Source organism: Haloferax sp. AS1, from assembly GCF_014530665.1.
Lineage (GTDB): Archaea > Halobacteriota > Halobacteria > Halobacteriales > Haloferacaceae > Haloferax > Haloferax volcanii.
The window spans coordinates 2,235,499-2,251,517 of record NZ_SPSA01000001.1 but is presented as its reverse complement, the minus strand read 5'-3'; the positions used below and the strand labels follow the sequence as shown (position 1 = coordinate 2,251,517).

18 protein-coding genes are annotated in these 16,019 nt (G+C 68.9%); 7 read left to right on the top strand and 11 right to left on the bottom strand.

From position 1 onward, the window contains the following. Nucleotides 1-120: 120 nt before the first annotated feature. Both E4P24_RS11830 and E4P24_RS11825 read left to right on the top strand, forming a co-directional pair. Nucleotides 121-861, top strand: coding sequence for a DUF1405 domain-containing protein (locus E4P24_RS11830; RefSeq protein ID WP_188148514.1), 741 nt, complete (start codon nt 121-123; stop codon nt 859-861). Between the two features lie 69 nt (nt 862-930). Then, nucleotides 931-1,986 carry a hypothetical protein gene (locus E4P24_RS11825; protein WP_188148513.1) on the top strand — a complete coding sequence of 352 codons (1,056 nt, stop codon included), beginning with the start codon at nt 931-933 and terminating at the stop codon, nt 1,984-1,986. A gap of 42 nt (nt 1,987-2,028) precedes the next feature. Here E4P24_RS11825 and E4P24_RS11820 read toward each other — a convergent pair whose 3' ends face one another. The 9 genes from E4P24_RS11820 to E4P24_RS11780 all read right to left on the bottom strand — a co-directional run bounded on the left by E4P24_RS11820 (nt 2,029) and on the right by E4P24_RS11780 (nt 8,880). Then, a complete protein-coding gene (locus E4P24_RS11820; protein ID WP_004042223.1) occupies nt 2,029-2,955 on the bottom strand; it encodes a DUF6293 family protein in 927 nt (308 codons plus the stop codon). Between the two features lie 51 nt (nt 2,956-3,006). Beyond that, nucleotides 3,007-4,131: a putative sulfate/molybdate transporter gene (locus E4P24_RS11815; protein ID WP_115860911.1), complete on the bottom strand. Its 1,125-nt coding sequence runs from the start codon at nt 4,129-4,131 to the stop codon at nt 3,007-3,009. Nucleotides 4,132-4,245: 114 nt separating this feature from the next. After that, nucleotides 4,246-4,629, bottom strand: coding sequence for a hypothetical protein (locus E4P24_RS11810; protein WP_188148512.1), 384 nt, complete (start codon nt 4,627-4,629; stop codon nt 4,246-4,248). Between the two features lie 80 nt (nt 4,630-4,709). Beyond that, on the bottom strand, nt 4,710-5,276 hold the full coding sequence (locus E4P24_RS11805; protein WP_188148511.1) for a cysteine hydrolase family protein: 567 nt from the start codon (nt 5,274-5,276) through the stop codon (nt 4,710-4,712). Between the two features lie 28 nt (nt 5,277-5,304). Next, nucleotides 5,305-6,102, bottom strand: coding sequence for a YqcI/YcgG family protein (locus tag E4P24_RS11800; RefSeq protein ID WP_188148510.1), 798 nt, complete (start codon nt 6,100-6,102; stop codon nt 5,305-5,307). Between the two features lie 136 nt (nt 6,103-6,238). Beyond that, nucleotides 6,239-6,736, bottom strand: coding sequence for a GNAT family N-acetyltransferase (locus E4P24_RS11795; protein ID WP_008605889.1), 498 nt, complete (start codon nt 6,734-6,736; stop codon nt 6,239-6,241). Between the two features lie 75 nt (nt 6,737-6,811). Continuing rightward, on the bottom strand, nt 6,812-7,096 hold the full coding sequence (locus E4P24_RS11790) for an amphi-Trp domain-containing protein (RefSeq protein WP_188148509.1): 285 nt from the start codon (nt 7,094-7,096) through the stop codon (nt 6,812-6,814). 69 nt (nt 7,097-7,165) lie between these two features. Beyond that, the gene (locus tag E4P24_RS11785; RefSeq protein WP_004062631.1) at nt 7,166-8,665 is read right to left on the bottom strand and encodes a sodium:solute symporter; all 1,500 of its coding nucleotides are present in this window, start codon (nt 8,663-8,665) and stop codon (nt 7,166-7,168) included. Then, entirely contained in the window at nt 8,665-8,880 is a 216-nt protein-coding gene (locus tag E4P24_RS11780; protein WP_004042215.1) for a DUF3311 domain-containing protein, read from the bottom strand. The genes E4P24_RS11785 and E4P24_RS11780 overlap by 1 nt, the downstream gene beginning before the upstream one ends. A gap of 216 nt (nt 8,881-9,096) precedes the next feature. On the opposite strand from E4P24_RS11780, the gene E4P24_RS11775 reads away from it, so the two are divergent. Then, nucleotides 9,097-9,846, top strand: coding sequence for a sugar phosphate isomerase/epimerase (locus E4P24_RS11775; protein WP_188148508.1), 750 nt, complete (start codon nt 9,097-9,099; stop codon nt 9,844-9,846). 223 nt (nt 9,847-10,069) lie between these two features. After that, nucleotides 10,070-11,488, top strand: a complete 1,419-nt coding sequence (gene dnaG, locus E4P24_RS11770; RefSeq protein ID WP_188148507.1) for a DNA primase DnaG — start codon at nt 10,070-10,072, stop codon at nt 11,486-11,488. 29 nt (nt 11,489-11,517) lie between these two features. Here dnaG and E4P24_RS11765 read toward each other — a convergent pair whose 3' ends face one another. Both E4P24_RS11765 and E4P24_RS11760 read right to left on the bottom strand, forming a co-directional pair. Then, nucleotides 11,518-11,994: a GNAT family N-acetyltransferase gene (locus E4P24_RS11765; protein WP_345776367.1), complete on the bottom strand. Its 477-nt coding sequence runs from the start codon at nt 11,992-11,994 to the stop codon at nt 11,518-11,520. Then, nucleotides 11,991-13,304 carry a DUF92 domain-containing protein gene (locus tag E4P24_RS11760; protein WP_188148506.1) on the bottom strand — a complete coding sequence of 438 codons (1,314 nt, stop codon included), beginning with the start codon at nt 13,302-13,304 and terminating at the stop codon, nt 11,991-11,993. Before E4P24_RS11760 ends, E4P24_RS11765 begins: the two co-directional genes overlap by 4 nt. 148 nt (nt 13,305-13,452) lie before the next feature. Here E4P24_RS11760 and E4P24_RS11755 point away from each other — a divergent pair, with 148 nt between their 5' ends. The 3 genes from E4P24_RS11755 to E4P24_RS11745 all read left to right on the top strand — a co-directional run bounded on the left by E4P24_RS11755 (nt 13,453) and on the right by E4P24_RS11745 (nt 16,002). Beyond that, the gene (locus E4P24_RS11755; RefSeq protein WP_004062636.1) at nt 13,453-14,061 is read left to right on the top strand and encodes an undecaprenyl diphosphate synthase family protein; all 609 of its coding nucleotides are present in this window, start codon (nt 13,453-13,455) and stop codon (nt 14,059-14,061) included. A 140-nt stretch (nt 14,062-14,201) separates the two neighbouring features. Further along, entirely contained in the window at nt 14,202-14,564 is a 363-nt protein-coding gene (locus E4P24_RS11750) for a hypothetical protein (protein WP_006601358.1), read from the top strand. Nucleotides 14,565-14,640: 76 nt separating this feature from the next. Further along, nucleotides 14,641-16,002, top strand: a complete 1,362-nt coding sequence (locus E4P24_RS11745) for a serpin family protein (protein ID WP_188148505.1) — start codon at nt 14,641-14,643, stop codon at nt 16,000-16,002. Nucleotides 16,003-16,019: the final 17 nt, after the last annotated feature.

Genomic DNA, 16,019 nt, shown 5'->3' with positions numbered 1-16,019 from the left:
GCGGTCGCTTCCACACGCCAACCGTTCGCATTCCGCACAGGTCGTGTTTCGCGGTCGACGACACCGGCCGCAGTCACCGAGACCGGCATCACTTTTTCGTCCCCCCGCTTCGGCGTGGGTATGGACGCGGCGACCCGACTGCGCCGACTGCTCGATGACCCCCGCCAGCTCTTTCAGGACGACGGCCTCCCGGCGGGAACCGACCTCCCGCGGTGGCTCGCGCCTCTGCCGGAGTGGTTGGAGAACTTCGGCCTCAACATCGCGTGGCTCGTGGTCGTCATCAACCTCGTCGGGACCGCCTTCGGCTTCTGGTACTACGGCTACCAGTTCGGCATCGAACCGACCGCGATGTGGCCGCTCGTCCCCGACAGCCCGGTCGCCACGCTGTTTATCGCGCTGTCGCTCGCGCTCTGGAAACTCGGGCGCTCGAACGAGTACGTCAACGCCCTCGCCTTCTTCGGCTGTCTCAAACTCGGGCTGTGGACGCCGTACGTCCTCCTCGCCTTCAAAAGCGACTTCTCGTACCTCCACTGGGCGATGTACAACTTCCTCTTCTGGAGCCACCTCGCCATGGTCGTCGAGGCCTTCCTCATCCAGCGGTACGCCGAGTTCCCGTCTCTCGCCGTCCTCGTCGCGGTCGGCTGGTACGCCCTCAACGACCTCGTGGACTACTTCGTTCCCATCGTGGGCACGCCGCACCACACCCTCATCCCGGCCGAGCCGGTCGTCGACGGCGTCGTCCAGCACGTCTCGCCCGCCCACGAGTACGCCGCGGCGGGCGCGGTCCTCCTGACCGTCGCGGCGACGTTCCTCGCGCTCGCGACGCGTGTCGCAAAGCTCGAACGGGGCGGCATCGACTGACCGAGAACCGACGACGCGTCGGCCGACTCGGACGTAGCCTTTTGCCTCGCCCCGCCCAACCGACACGCCATGAGCCTCTTCGACCGCGTGGCCGACCTGCCGGTGACCGTCGAGTCCGTCTCCCGCGACCGCTTCGAGAGCGACACGTCGAGCGGCTTTCTCCGCAAGACGACGGTGTTCTCGCTCGCCGGCGACGGCGCGGTCGGCCGCGGCGAGGACGTGACGTACGACGCCGAGGACCACGACGCTCTCGCTGACGCCCCCGAAGACGCTTTCGACCTCGCCGGGAGCTACGATTCCTTCGCCGCCTTCTCCGCGGCGCTCGACGGCGTGGACCTGTTTCCGACGAAAGCCCCCGAGCGCGAGACGGCCGAACACTACCGGCGCTGGGCGCTCGAATCCGCCGGCCTCGACCTCGCGCTCCGGCAGGCCGACACCGACCTCGCGTCCGCCGTCTCCCGCGAGCGCGACCCGCTCCGGTTCGTCGTCAGCACCCGTCTCGGGAACCCGCCGTCGGCCGACCGCGTCGAACTGCTCCTCGACCGCGACCCCGACTGCGAGTTCAAACTCGACCCGACAACTGACTGGGACGATGAGCTTGTGGCGTCGCTCGCCGCCCGCGACCGCGTCCGCATCCTCGACCTCAAAGGCTACTACGAGGGGACCGACGTGGACCAAGCCCCCGACCCGGAACTGTACGAGCGCATCCTGTCGGGGTTCCCGGACGCCGTCATCGAGGACCCGGCGTTCACCGACGAGACGCGCCCGCTGTTCGACGGCCGCGAGGGCCGCGTCTCGTGGGACGCCCCGATTACCGGCGTCGAATCCGTCGAGCGCCTCCCGTTCGAGCCGTCGTGGCTGAACATCAAACCCTCGCGGTTCGGCACGATCGAGTCGCTGTTCGACACCATCGAGTACGCCGACGAGCGCGGGATGTCGCTGTACGGCGGCGGCCAGTTCGAACTCGACGCGGGGCGCGACCACATCCAACTGCTCGCGTCGGTGTTCTATCCCGACGGCCCGAACGACGTGGCCCCCCGCGAGTACAACCTCCCCGACCCGCCGGCGGACCTGCCGACGAGCCCGCTCGTGCCGTCGGCTGACCCGTCCGGCCTGGAGTTCTGACGCCGCGACTCGGTCGGAGAAAAAACGACGACCGCCCGCCGCCTACTCGTCGCTGTCGGCGTGGGCGCGGACCCACAGTTCACCGATGCGGGAGAGGCGCGTCCGGTAGGACTTCCCGCGTTCTTCCTGTTCGATGTAGCCCTTGCCGCCGGGGCCGAGGCGGTCGACGTTGTAGATGACCTTCGACCGGAAGGAGTCGGTGTACTCCTCGTTCATCTCGCGGGCGAGCGCCTCCGCGAGTTCGGAGACCGACCCGAACTCGCCGTGCTCACCGAGTTTGAACAGGATGACCTCCTCGAACGGCTTGACGTTGGAGAAGGAGGCCACCGGGAGTTCGACGATGTGGCGGCCATCGATCTGCTTCGCGCCGATGGTCGTCCCACGCTCGTCGAACTCCGACAGCAGGTCGGAGGTGGCGTCGAGGCGCTCGCGGATGCGGTCGGCGTCGATTTCGCCGGAGTCGAGGAGGTCCTGGAGAAGGGCGCGCTCGGTCCGCAACTCCTCTGCGAGTTCGGTTTCGAGGTACTTCTCGGGGGCCGTGTAGTAGGTGTGGATGCGCTCGCGGTCGGCCTGTCGCTCGACCATGATGGAGTGGGCGGCGGTGGCGAAGGCGAAGGAGACCGGCCGGGGCATCGCGCTCACGTTGACCCACACCTCGCCGGGTTCGTCGTCGTCGCCGCGGAGTTCGTCGTCGGCGTCGAGTTCGGCGTTGATGAGGTCGTACGCCTGCTCGAACGCCGCGTCGTAGTCGTACACGTCGTCGACGATGACGCGTTCGGTCTCCGCGCCGAGGAGGTTCTCGAAGTCCTTTTCGAGCTTTCCCGAGAGATTCCGCGAGTACTCGACGTTCGCCTCGCTCCCGACGGCCCCTTCGAGGAGGATGACGCGGTCCACGTCCAACTGATCGCGGATGAGCGGCGCGATGAGTCGGTCGTAGTCGAAGCCGACGGGAACGATGTGCGTCTGCATACGTGGTACGTGGGCGGGGTCGGTTATGAAACCGACCAACTGACCCGACTATCACATCCCGTCCCACACCGCGCGACCCCACCGCTCCCACGCCAGCCACGCGACCACCCCGCCGACGAACGCGACGCCCAGATTCACCGCGACGCCGACGACGCCGATGGCGACCACGAGGGGGTAGCCGTCCGCGCGGGACAGACTGGTCAGACTCGTCCGCGCCAGTTGCAGGCCGATAATCGCCAAAATGACGCCGAGCATGGCGACCGGGTAGGCGGCGACCACGTCCGCGGCGAACAGGGCGACGACGACGTAGCCGACGCCGAGAATCACGTTCGCGCCGGCGGTCCGCGCGCCGAAGGCGTACTTGCCGGCGACGCCGCCGCTGCCGTGGCACATCGGAAAGCCGCCGAGAGGGACCGCGAGAAGGTTCATCGCGCCCATGCTGGTGGCGAGTTCGTCGGCCGAAACGTCGCGGTCGAAGTAGTCCGCGAGCAGGACCGACGTGGCGAGCGCGGCGTTGCCGACGGTCATCGCCAACTGGGCGACCGCGGCCTCAACGACGGCGAACGAGAGGTTCCCGAGCGAGAACAGACCGGCGTCCCGGACCGGCGGAACGGCGAGCGACAGGTGGCCCACGTCGGAAAAAGCGACCGCGCCGCCGACCGCGAGGACCGCGAGGGCGCTCACGTTCGAGCGTCTGGTGAGGAGGGCGACGGCGGCGACGGCGACCGCGAGGCCGGCGAGCGGGAGGTCGCCCGCACCGAGTTCGAGACCCGTCGAGAGGAGGACGAGCGCGACGCCGAACTGGACGCCGCGGACGACCGGCGCGCCGATGTAGCGACTCACGCGGCCGAGCGAGCGCGTCCGGCCGATAGCGAGGAGGACGACGCCGAGGCCGAGCCCGGCGAGGAGCGCTTCGCCGGTCGTGACCGTCTCCGCGAGGACGAGCGCGGCCAGCGCCTTCATCGGTTCGACCGACAGCGGGGCCGCGTAGTACAGCCCCCAGACGACCTGAAACACGCCGAACCAAACGAGCACGACCGCCAGCGAGAGGTCCGTCAGGCGGGCGACGGCGACGACGATAGGGAGGACCGTAACCGAATCACCCACCGCGCCGGTGAACTCGTGCCACTCGAAGTCCACCGCGAGCTCGTCGCCGTACGGGAAGGAAACGCCCATCGAGATGGGGATTCCGCGTCGACGGGCAAATGCATTTGCGTAATCGAGAGACGGAACGACGGTCGGTCAGAGAAACCGGATTAGGTTACGCGCATCCGCGGTCGAACCCCGCGCTCATTCGAACGTCGAGAGGTCGAAGTGGACGCCGCCGCGGAGGTAATCGACGCCCATGAACAGCATCACGGGGGCGAGCAGGAGCGCGAACAGCCCGCCGAAATACGGGTCGCCGCGGGCGTCGAGGACGGACGAGAGGCCGTTTGCGAGCACGGCCAGCCCGAAGCAGACGTAGCCCGCGCCCGCGACGACGTGCCACCGGAGCGTCGTCGACCCGAGGCCGACCGACTCGCGGACGCCGGCGACGACCAACAGCACGCCGGCGGCGGCGAACAGCGCGAACCGGGCGAACGAAATCGGGTGGGCGGGCGGCCCGAGAAGCGCGAGGCCGCCCGCGATGAGGAGGTCGAACACCCCGACGACGGCGAGAAATCGACGGTCCATGTGCGCCGGTCTCGACGCGGAGATGTAAAACTAGCTACAACCCAGCGGCCGCCCGGCGGCGACGGCAGCCCGCCGACCGCTCACCGCGTCGTCGACAGGTCGGCCGACTCGACGACTGTCGCGAACTCCCGGTTCAGATGTGCCAGCGCGGTTCGGTGCATCTCGTCGGCCGAAAAGCGCTCGCCGTCGTGGCCCTCGCGGTCGAACGTCGCGGTCGCGTCCGCGGGGAGGTACACGTCGAAGCCGAGGTTCTCGGCCATCCGCGTCGTCGTCGAGACGCAGTGGTCGGTCGTGAGGCCGCAGACGACGAGCGTCGAGTGGTCGCGCTCGCGGAGCCACGCTTCGAGGTCGGTCCCGATGAAGCCGCTGTTGACGCGCTTCGTGAACACCGGTTCGCCGTCGACGGGTTCGGCCTCGGGCTTCCACGCGAAGCCTTCCCCGTCACTTCGGAGCGGCGAGTCGGGCTCGGCGGAGTCGTGGCGGACGTGGACGACGGGGCGGTCGGCCGCGCGCCACGCCGCGAGCAGGTCGGCGACGCGCGCCTCCATCTCGGGGTTGTTGCGGTCGCCCCACGCGGGGTCGTCGAAGCCGACCTGCATGTCGATGCAGACGAGCACGGCGTCGTCGGGGAGGTCGGCGGCGGTCATCGCTCACCCTTCGAATCGGACCCCGCCATCAGTCGTCCGCCGGGGCCGTCGGCACCTTCGGGTGCTCGCGGGTGATGCGAATCGGGCACTCGTCGGGCGCTTGCGACTCGTCGGCGGAGAACATGTACTGCGGCCACTCGCGGTCGCCCTCGACGCCCCAGTCACCGAGGTCGGCGTGGGGGCAGACGCCGTCGTACTCCTCGATGCGGTTCTGGATGACCGCGCGGGCCTGCTGGCCGGCCTCGGTGTCGGCGGTGATGCCGTCGAACAGCGCCCGCGGCTGGAAGGTGATTTCGAGGCCCCACGGGCAGTAGCGACTGATGCGCTCGTCGTAGAACGGCGCGCGGGTGGTCGGGAACATGGGCTCGCCGCCGAAGGAGAACTCCCACGTCGGGTCGTCGGGGTCGGTCGGGATGTCCGCGGGCCACGGCTCCGGGTCGTTGACGTGGAGGAACTGGAGGATGTGCCAGAGGCGTTCGTGGTAGTCGGCCTCGGAGAGGTCCGCCGCCGGCGGCTTGAAGAACGTGACGAGCGAGCACGCCTCGGAGTAGTCCGGGTACACCTCCAGATATTCGAGGAGGGTGTCGCGGAGCGCCAACAGCGCGTCCTTGTCGGTCATCGAATCCACGAAGGTGTAGAGGGCGTCGCCGTTTCGCTCGGACTCGATACCGAAGTAACACGGGAACGGCGCGCCGTCGCGGTCGCCGAGCATCGTCTCGCGGAACGTCTCGTAGTGCTTTCTCGCCCAGTCGGGGAGGTCGCCGTCGTCGAGGCGGCGGCGGAGCACACCCTGCTCCATGAGCACTTGGTTACCCGACTCGTTCATGCGCGTCAATTGGATTCAGCGGCTTTGAGAGTTCGGGTTCGCGGGGCGAACACGACCCTCGAAGCGGCGGGCGACGACTCCCGATTCGGCAGTCGGAGTCGCCGTCGGCCCCAGCTTCAGAGTAGGCGGTCGAGTTTCACAGCGGGCGGTCGAGTTTCAGATAGCGCGTCTCGTACCCCATCGACTCGTAACACGACCGGGCGGCGTCGTTGTCGGCGTGGACGCTCAGCGCGGCGCGCTCGCAGCCGCGGTCGCGGCCCCACTCGTGGGCTCGTTCGAGGAGTTCCGTGCCGACGCCCTCGCCCCGCGCCGCGGGCGCGACGTAGAGGTCTTTCACCTTGGCGACCGGCCCGCGGGCGAACACCGGCGGCGACTCGGACGCGGCGACGGTGACGTAGCCGCGGAGGTCGTCGATGGCGTCAGCCTCCGCACCCGCGTCCGCGACGGCGACGAACGTCTGAACGCCCTCGGCGTCCACCTGCTCGCCCCGGTAGTCGAGCGCCTCGGCGCGGGCATCGACGTCCTCGGCCAGCGCGTCGTAGTCGTCGACCTCGCCCATCTCCGCGGCGAACGGGAGCCACAGGTCGTCTACCAGCGCGTCCACCTCGTCGGCCTGAAGCGGTCGAATTCCCATGAATCACCGACGACTCGCGGCGGTGTCAAAAGAGTAACTGTATTCGGCGGTCGCCGGCGGCGAGTGTCGGCCGCCTCACTCGATTTCGAGGCCGCTCCCGTCGGCACCGTCGTCAGCGCCCTCGTCCCACTCCAGTTCGAACTCGATGCTCAGTTCGTAGGGGCCGCCGGCGGGGCCCTCGCGCTCGGCTTTCACCTCGAACGTCGGTGATGCGGGCGGCTCCATCGTGACGGTCTGGTCGCCGGCTTTCAGCGTAATCGGCTCGCCCGCGTCGAGTTTGTCTGCGACGGTGCGGAGGTACGACGCGATTTCGGCGCGGGCCTGTCGGTTCTCGGACTCGAACAGCACTTCTTCGGGCATGGAGTGGAGGTTACTCGCGCAGGCAGATAAGGTTCGTTGCGGAGCAGAGCGGACCGGCGCGACCCGGCGTCAGTCGGCCCGGAGGCCGTCGGTGAACCGGGACTGGTTTTCCTCGGGCGCGGCGGCGGTCATCGCGGAGACGCCGACGGTCAGAAGCGCCGACAGCGCCATCCCCCAGAGGGCGTAGTCCCACGTGAGGTAGGTCGCGCCGAACAGCGTCACGGAGCCGACTTCGACCGCGGGGACGAACACGTGCGCGAGGTAGAACGCCTGCGAGCCGAGGATGCCGGCGAACATCCCCGTCCGGGTCGTCTTCGCCCAGTAGAGCGCGACGATGACCGGTAGGGCCATCTGGGCGAACCCGCCGAAGGCGGTGTCACCGACGGAGACGAGCGTGCCGGGCCGGAACAGGCTGGCGACGAACGTGAGCGTGGCGAACAGGGCGACGCCGATGCGGGCCAGCCACGCCTCGCGGGCGTCGCTCGCGTCGGGGTTGACGAACGGCCGGTAGAGGTCGCGGGTGAAGTACGACGACCCCGAGAGGAGCATCGAATCCGACGACGACATCATCGCGGCCATCGCGCCGGCGACGACGAGCGCGGCGAACCACACCGGCGTGTACTCGTTGAGGAGCACCGGAAGGACGTTCGCGCCCTCGGGGACGGCGACGCCGAGGCCGGCGGCCCACGTACCGAGGATGAACGCGGGGACGAACAGCAGGACGACGAGGACGGGCCACAGCGCGAACGAGCGCTTGAGGACCGCGCCCGACTTGGCGACGAAGAAGCGCTGGTTTATCTGCGGGAACATCGCCACGCCGAAGGCGATGGTGACGGCCGACGCGATGATGTACTGCGGCGAGTAGAGGCCGCCGCCGAGCGCGAGGAACTCGGGTTTGTTGGTCGCGAGGGCGTTCGACAGCGCCGTGGGGCCGCCGGCCGCGGCGGCGACCCAGCCGACCGCAATCCAGACGACGCCGAGCATGAACAGCCCTTGGAGGGTGTCGGTCCACGCGACCCCGCGGAGGCCCGCGATGACGACGTAGGCAATCATGAACACGGTGATGCCGGCCGCGCCGGCCCAGTAGGGAACCATCCCGTTCGTCAGCCCGACGATGGCCTCGCCCGCGCCCATCTGCTGGAGCATCACGTACGGGAACAGCCAAAACAGGCTGATGCCGGCGACGACGGCGCGCAGGCGGGTCGAGCCGAAGCGGTCACCGAGCATCTCGCCGAGGGTGACGTAGCCGTGGGCGCGGCCGACGAGCCACTGCTTGTAGCCGACGACGTACCAGAGGATGGCGAACAGCACGCCGTCCATGACGCCCATCACGAGAATCCACTCGGGGCCGGCGCGGTAGGCGAGGTCGGGGCCGCCGAAGAACGTGAACGCAGAGAGGAGCGTCGCAAACGTGGTGAACAGGAGGACGACGGTCCCGATGGAGCGACCGGCGAGGTAGTAGTCCTCCGCGTCGCGGCTGGTCAGGCGGTAGGCGAGCAGGCCGACCGCGAGCGCGACCACGAGGTACGCGCCGACGACGCCGAGTTGGATACCGAGCGCCGAGACCATCAGCGACCCTCCCCGACGATGCCGCGGTCCCACGCCGTCCGGGTGAACAGGTGGAAGACGACGGCGGTCAGCCCCATCCAGCCGATGTGCCACCAGAGCCACAGCGGCAGACCGGCGAAGACCCGGCTGTCGCCCCAGAGGAACCACGGAACGGCGAACGTCACGAGGATTGCGAAGACGGCAACCCAGCGGTAGTCGATGCGCACTCGCGTCATTCGTAGGAACGATAATCGATAATGATGCGTAAATCTTACTCTATCGACCTACGTTGCCCCTGATTGAAGAACTATTTTCTTCAACAGGCCCTGTCGAATGACCGGAGCCGCTCACGTCGCGGTCGCGGTGCGGGTGGCGGTCCCGTCGGTCAGTCGGTCGGTCACGGCGACCCGAGCGCCGAAACAGTTTCCAGCGGCGCGGACGAGCGGACGCACATGAACTTCGGCATCCAGCTCTACTCGCTTCGAGACCTCGACGAGTCGACCGCGGCGCTCGTGCGCCGGGCCGCGGACGCCGGCTTCGACGGCGTGGAGTTCGCGGGCGTCGACGACGCGGCGGCGGTCCGCGCGGCCCTCGACGACACCGGGGTCGGCGCACCCGCCGCCCACGTCCCCATCGAGGACCTCGAAGCCGACCTCGACGCCGTCTGCGAGCGCTACGGCGCGCTCGGCGTCGAGACGCTCGTCGTTCCGTTCCTGCCCCCGGAGGCGTTCGCCGACGCCGACGCGGTCGACGAGACCGCACACCGGCTGGACGACCTGACCGCGAAGTGCGACGACCGAGGCGTCAGACTGCTCTACCACAACCACGACCACGAACTCGTCACGGTCGAGGGCGAACCCGCGCTCGACCGGCTCGCCGAGGAGTCGGGAATCGGCTTCGAACTCGACCTCGCGTGGATTCTCGCCGCCGGCTACGACCCCGTCGCGTACATCGACCGCTACGCCGACCGAACCCCGGTCGTCCACCTGAAAGACGTGGTACTCGACGCCGACGCGAAACGCGGCGGGCGACCCGTCCCGCTCGGCGAGGGAGAACTCGACATCGACCGCTGTCTCGCGGCCGCCCGCGAGGGATTCGTCGAGTGGGCCGTCGCCGAACACGACTTCCCCGAAGACCCGGCGGCGTTCTGCCGGGACGCCGGCGAGTTCGTCGGCGCGCACCGAACTGACGAGGAGGCGTAACGAATCGGGCGGTCGGCGGCGGTCGCTGGCGGCGGACGGAACGCGGGGATTCGCCGGCGACGGAGCGGATTTCGGGGACGAGACGAACGACTAACTGACGTTCGAACCGTCGGCCACGATAGATATTTCCCTCGGGCGCAACTTATATAATGACGTTCGTGGGTTCCGCCCATGACGCCATCACAATCATCACATCACCACCCCCAGCGGGGTGACTTCACCAATGGACGACACTTCAAAATATCTCATTCACGCTTCCATCTCCGCCGACGGGGTCGTCGAACGGAGCGACGTCGTCGGGGCCGTCTTCGGGCAGACCGAGGGCCTCCTCGGCGACGAACTCGACCTCCGCGACCTCCAACAGTCCTCCAAGGTCGGTCGGATAGACGTACAGATAGACTCGGAAAACGGCCACTCGTTCGGCCAGATGACCATCGCCAGCAGCCTCGACAAGGCCGAGACGGCCATCCTCGCGGCCTCGCTGGAGACGCTGACCCGCGTCGGTCCCTGCCAGGCCGTCATCGAGGTCACGAACATCGAGGACGTGCGCGAGGCCAAGCGCCGGATGGTCGTCGAGCGCGCCAAGGAACTCCTCGCGGAGTCGTTCGACGACACCGTGATGTCTTCGACGGAAATCCTCGAAGCGGTCAAAGAGAGCGTCCGCGTCGAGGATATCACCGAGTACCAGGGTCTCCCGGCGGGCCCCCGCGTCGCCGATTCCGACGCCATCATCGTCGTCGAGGGACGCGCCGACGTGCTCACCCTCCTCCGCTACGGCATCAAAAACGCCGTCGCCGTCGAGGGAACGAACGTCCCCGACGCGGTCGCCGGCCTCACCCAAGAGCGGACCGTCACGGCGTTCCTCGACGGCGACCGCGGCGGCGAACTCATCCTGCGGGAACTCTCGCAGGTCGGCGACGTTGATTACGTCGCGTTCGCGCCCGACGGCCGGTCGGTCGAAGACCTCGACCGCGCGTCGGTCGTCCGCGCCCTCCGGAACAAGGTCGCGCTCTCGTCGCTTCCGGACGACGGCGACGGGGACTTCCGGGCCGCCGTCGCCGCCGCCAACGGGACGGGGGCGGGGGAGGCTCCGACGGACCCTCACACGGAGTCGCCGACGACTGAGGCGTCGTCGACTCCACCCGCAGACGGCCCCATCAACGGGTCGGCCGACGCGGTCACCGACCCCACCGCCGAGGGCGGTAACGGTGGCACCGTCGCGGTCGAGCGGCCCGCGGACGCCGCGAGCGAGAACGCGGCGGCCGACGGCGACGCCGCCGACGCGGAGGTGTTCACCGAGTCCGAGGTCGAAGCCGTCGCCGAGGCGGTCGACCCCGCCGACGAGCGACCCTCGCTCACCGACCACGTGCAGGCGGTCATCGCCGACGAGAGCGGCATGGCACGCCTCCTGAACGACGGCCTCGACATCGACGACGAGGTCGCGGTCGAGAAGGTCTACGACACCGTCGAGTACGCCGACCCCGCCCCGGCAATCGTCGTCGTCGACGGCGAGGCGAGTCAGAAACTCGTCGACATCGCGGCCCAGCGCGGCGTCGGGCACGTCGTGGCACGCTCGAACGGCGAGTACGTCAAAAAGCCCGTCAGCGTCCGCGTCAGAACCGCGGACCAGCTCCTCGACTGAGGGCGGAGCGGCCCGACGCCGGCCGGGACTCAACCCTCGCTCGATTCGAGGACGAGCCGAAGCCCGTCGTCGCCATCGAACGCGTCCGAAATTCGGGCGTCCAGCCGGAACCCGAGTGCTTCGTAGCAGGCGCGCGCGCCGTCGTTCTCCGGATGAACCAGCAACGTGAGCGGTGCGTCAGCCGCGTCGGCCGCGTCGGCGTCCGAGCGGCGCGCGTCGCGGAAGGCTTCCACGAGCGCGGTGGCGCGTCCTTCGCGCCGGTGGTCGGGCGAGACGGCGAGTTCAGTCAGATGCGCGCCGACGCCGAGCAGGTAGCCCACCGGCCGGTCGTCGGCGTCAACGGTGACAAGCAGCGTGCCGACGGCGGGCCACGCGTCCAAGAGGCCGGGCGACGGATGAGAGACGAATCGCTGGAGCGACTCGACGGCCGGCAGGTCGGTGTCGCGGGCGGGTCGAACGCCCGCCACGTCGGCGTCGCCCCCGTCACGGCCGTGTCCCCCCGTCACAGCGGAATCCAGACGATGACCGCGCCCAGCGCGCCGGCGAACGTGGCGAGGAAGTTGACCGCCTGATTGCCGAGGCCGGCCCCTTCGACCGTCGCGCCGAGGAGGCTATCGACGGTCATGCCGACGAGGCCGCCGGCGAGAATCGCGATGGCGGCCGTCTGAGCCGGGATGGGGAGCACCAGCACGCTCACGCCGGCCACGAAGGCAGCGCCCACCGCGCCGGCGACCTCGCCCTGCCACGTCACCGCGCCGTCGGTCCCCGCCGGGACGGGCTTGAGCGAGGTGATGAGCCGCGGCTGGTCGAACAGCCCGCCGATTTCGCTGGAGAGGGTGTCGCTCATCGCGGCGGCGGCCGACCCGGCGAACGCGAGGACGAGCAGGTCGCTGACGAACGGATAGCCGAGGGTTTGCGCCGCGGCGTAGCCGACGACGGAGACGAGCGAGACCCCCGAGTTGCCGAGGACGTTGCCGGTGCCGCGAGCGCCGTCGTTGTCCTCGGCGACGCCGCGTTCGGCCTTGCTGTCGTACCGGAACTTGGTGGCGAGCGCGCCGACGCCGAAGAAGGAGACGAGCACGAGCGCCCATCCGAAGCCGCCGAAGACGACCGCGAAGAGGAGGAGGAGCACGCCGGTTATCATGCCGGCGACGGAGGCCGTTCCGAGGGCGTAGGCGGCGTAGCCGAGCGCGACCGTGAGAGCGAGCGCGACGCCGGTCTGCGTCGGTGATACCGGCCCCGCGAGCACCTCGACGCCCCAGAGGACGAGCCCGATAGAGAGCATGACGAGCGGGTCGTCGCGCTCGTAGAGGGCCGTCCGGAGCACCGCGCCGACGAGGCCGCCGACGGCCGCGAGCAGGGTGAATCGGGCGAAGAGCATCGCCTCGCCCGTCAGCGACGCGATTGCCGCCTGTCCCGCGGTCCCTGCGAGGACCGCGGCCGCGACGAAGCCCGCCGCGCGAAGCGACTCGTCGGACGTTCTCGAATCCACCAGTCGCGCGCCGAGGTTGCCGTAGGCGAGTATCAACACCGCGGCGGCGAACACCGAAAGCGGCATCGTGACGCGCGGGACCGTCGCCAAGAGGGCGAGGCCGGTCGCGGCCAGCGCGAACCCGGCGAGCCCGTTGAGCCGGCCGTCCTGCCGGTCGCCGGGGCGCGCGAACAGCTCGAACAGCGGGCCGTCGTCGACGACGAACGCCGCCAAGAGCGCGACTGCGGTGAAGGGCGCGAACGCGGCCGCGCCGAGACTGGGGGCCGCGAGGGCCAACGTCCCGACGACCGCGAACCCGCCCGCTCGCCGTACCGTGGAAGTCACACCATTCGGTATCCCCGACGCGCACTTAACCCTCCCGACATCACCGACGACCGCACAACCGCGGGTCTGCGGGCCGGTGCCGAGGGGCGGAATCTCGGGCCGACGCCGAACCCGAAGCGTTAGGAGAATCGCCGCGAGAACGATTCCCGTGGGACTGTACGACTCCTATCTCGCCCTCCGGTTCCGCCTCGACGACGCCGACGCCCCCGAGCACGTCGCGCTCGTCATCACCGAGCGCGACCTGCTGGAACAGGGCGCCTACGAGACGCTCGAAGCGTTCGTCGGCTGGGCGTTCGAGTTCGGGAGCGACCGCGTCACCATCTCCGTGAGCGTCCTCGACGAGGCGGTCGTCCCGACGCTCGCCCGCGAACTCCGCGACCTCGACGTTCCGCACCGAGTCGAGCTTCGCGAGCCGGGCGACACCGAGCGCGCCGACGCCCCCGTACAGGTCAGTATCGGCCTCGGCGGGAAACGCGAGTTCGCGTCGGTCGTCCGGTCGCTGGCCGGGGAGGTCGACGAGGGCGCGCTCGACCCCGACGACATCGACGCCGCGGACATCGAACAGCGACTCGTGTTCCCCGACGAACCCGACTTCGTGGTCAAGACGGGCGCGGAGCGCCTGTCGGACTTCATGATTTGGCAGTCCGTCTACGCCGAACTCTACTTCACCGACGTGAACTGGCGGGACTTCAGGAAGCGGGACTACCTGCGGGCGTTGCGGGACTATCAGGACCGCCAGCGGAGGTTTGGCCGATGAGCGTCAGCGAATCGGCCAACCGTTGTCGCGCTCGAAGAGTGCGACAGAAGTTCGGCCGCTAGGGCGAATCGCGTGGCGGCGTTGCCGACGCGTCCTCCTCGACCGCACACATATGTTGATTGAATAGCAACACGTCCCTAATGCCCTCCACCTCGACCGACAGAACGGACCTTCTCCCGCCGCCACCGCCGGCCAGCGAGTGGCTCGAAGACGGACACGTCATGTTCGCGCTCACAGTACTGCTCGTTCTCTGGCTCAATCTGCCCGCCCAGCCGGACTGGCCGTGGGCGCTCGTCGGCGTCGCTGTCGTCCCGCCGTGGCTGTTCCTCGAATCGCGTTACGAGGGCTGGCGCTCGTGGGTTCCGACCGTCGCCTACGGCGGGGCGGTGCTACTGTTGGGGCCGCGGTACGAAGCCGAGTTCGTCGCCATCGTGCTCGGCCAGAGCGCCACGCTACTGGCGTGGTTCTGCTGGCGGACGTTCCGACGGCGGGTTCGCCGGTAGGGTGACCCGCCGCGGTCTCTCAAACCGCTGTTTGTGCTTACAGAAGACATATTGTTAGACGGCTGAACTTTCCGGCATGAACCGCCGCGAGATGTTGGCGTTGTCGGGCGCGCTCGCCGCCGCGACGATAGCCGGCTGTACGGGCGACGGGCAGTCACCCGCCGAGACCGAAACCGAGGCGACGGCCACCGAAACTGCGACGATGGATACGCCGACAGAGACCCCGAACGATGAACCACCGACCGGCGAACCGAGCGTGGACAACGAGCGACTCGCCGCGCTCGCGGCCGGCAACGCCGAGTTCGCCCTCGACCTGCACAAACAGGTCGCGTCCGAACAGGGCGGCAACCAGTTCCTCTCGCCGTACAGCATCTCCGTCGCGTTGGCGATGGCCTACGCGGGCGCTCGCGGAACGACCCGCGAACAGATGGAAGCGACGCTCCACTACACGCTCGGGGAAGACGTTCACCCGGCGTTCGCAGACCTACGGGCGGCGCTCGAAGAGCGAGAGACGGCTCGGGCCCCAATCGACGGCGGCGAAGCCGACGCTTTCCGATTGGCCGTGGCGAACGCGCTGTGGGGCCGCGAGGGGTTCGCGTTCTCGGACGCGTTCCTCGATAGCCTCGAATCGAACTACGGGGCCGGGCTTCGACGGGCCGATTTCGCCGGCGACCCGGACGGCGAGCGGGAACGAATCAACGAGTGGGTCGCCGGCCAGACAGAGGGCCGAATCGAGGACCTACTTCCGGCTGGCTCCGTCACACCCGACACGGCGCTCGTCCTCACCAACGCCATCTACTTCATGGCGCAGTGGGCGCACACGTTCGACTCCGAGGACACCGAGGACGGAACGTTCACCGCGCTGGACGGGTCCGAGTCGACGGTGCCGCTCATGCGGCAGGAACTCAAGGCGAACTACGCCGACCTCCCGAGCGCGCAGGCCGTCGAACTCCCGTACCTCGGCCGGGACGTGTCGATGGTACTGCTGCTCCCGGACGAAGGCGAGTTCGAGTCGTTCGAACAGAGTCTGACCGCAAGCCGACTGTTCGGCGTCTTCGAGGAGATGCGAGAGCGAATCGGCGACGTCGTCCTCCCGCGGTTCGAGTTCGAGACCGAGGTCCAACTCTCGGAGGCGCTGTCGAGTCTCGGGATGTCCGCCGCGTTCGGCTCGGATGCCGACTTCGGCGGCATGACCGAGGGTGACGGGTCAGCTCTCGCCATCGACGAGGTGTTCCACAAGTCGTTCGTCTCCGTGGACGAGGAGGGGACAGAGGCCGCGGCGGCCACGGGCGTCGTCGTCGAATCGTCGCTACCACCGAGTTGGGGCGAGCTCCGGTTCGACCGGCCGTTCCTGTTCTGCATCCGCGACAGGCCGACGGACGCGACACTGTTCTACGGTCGCGTCGTCGACGCCGGGGCTGCGCAGGGCGACGAATAACCGCAAAACAGTTCGGA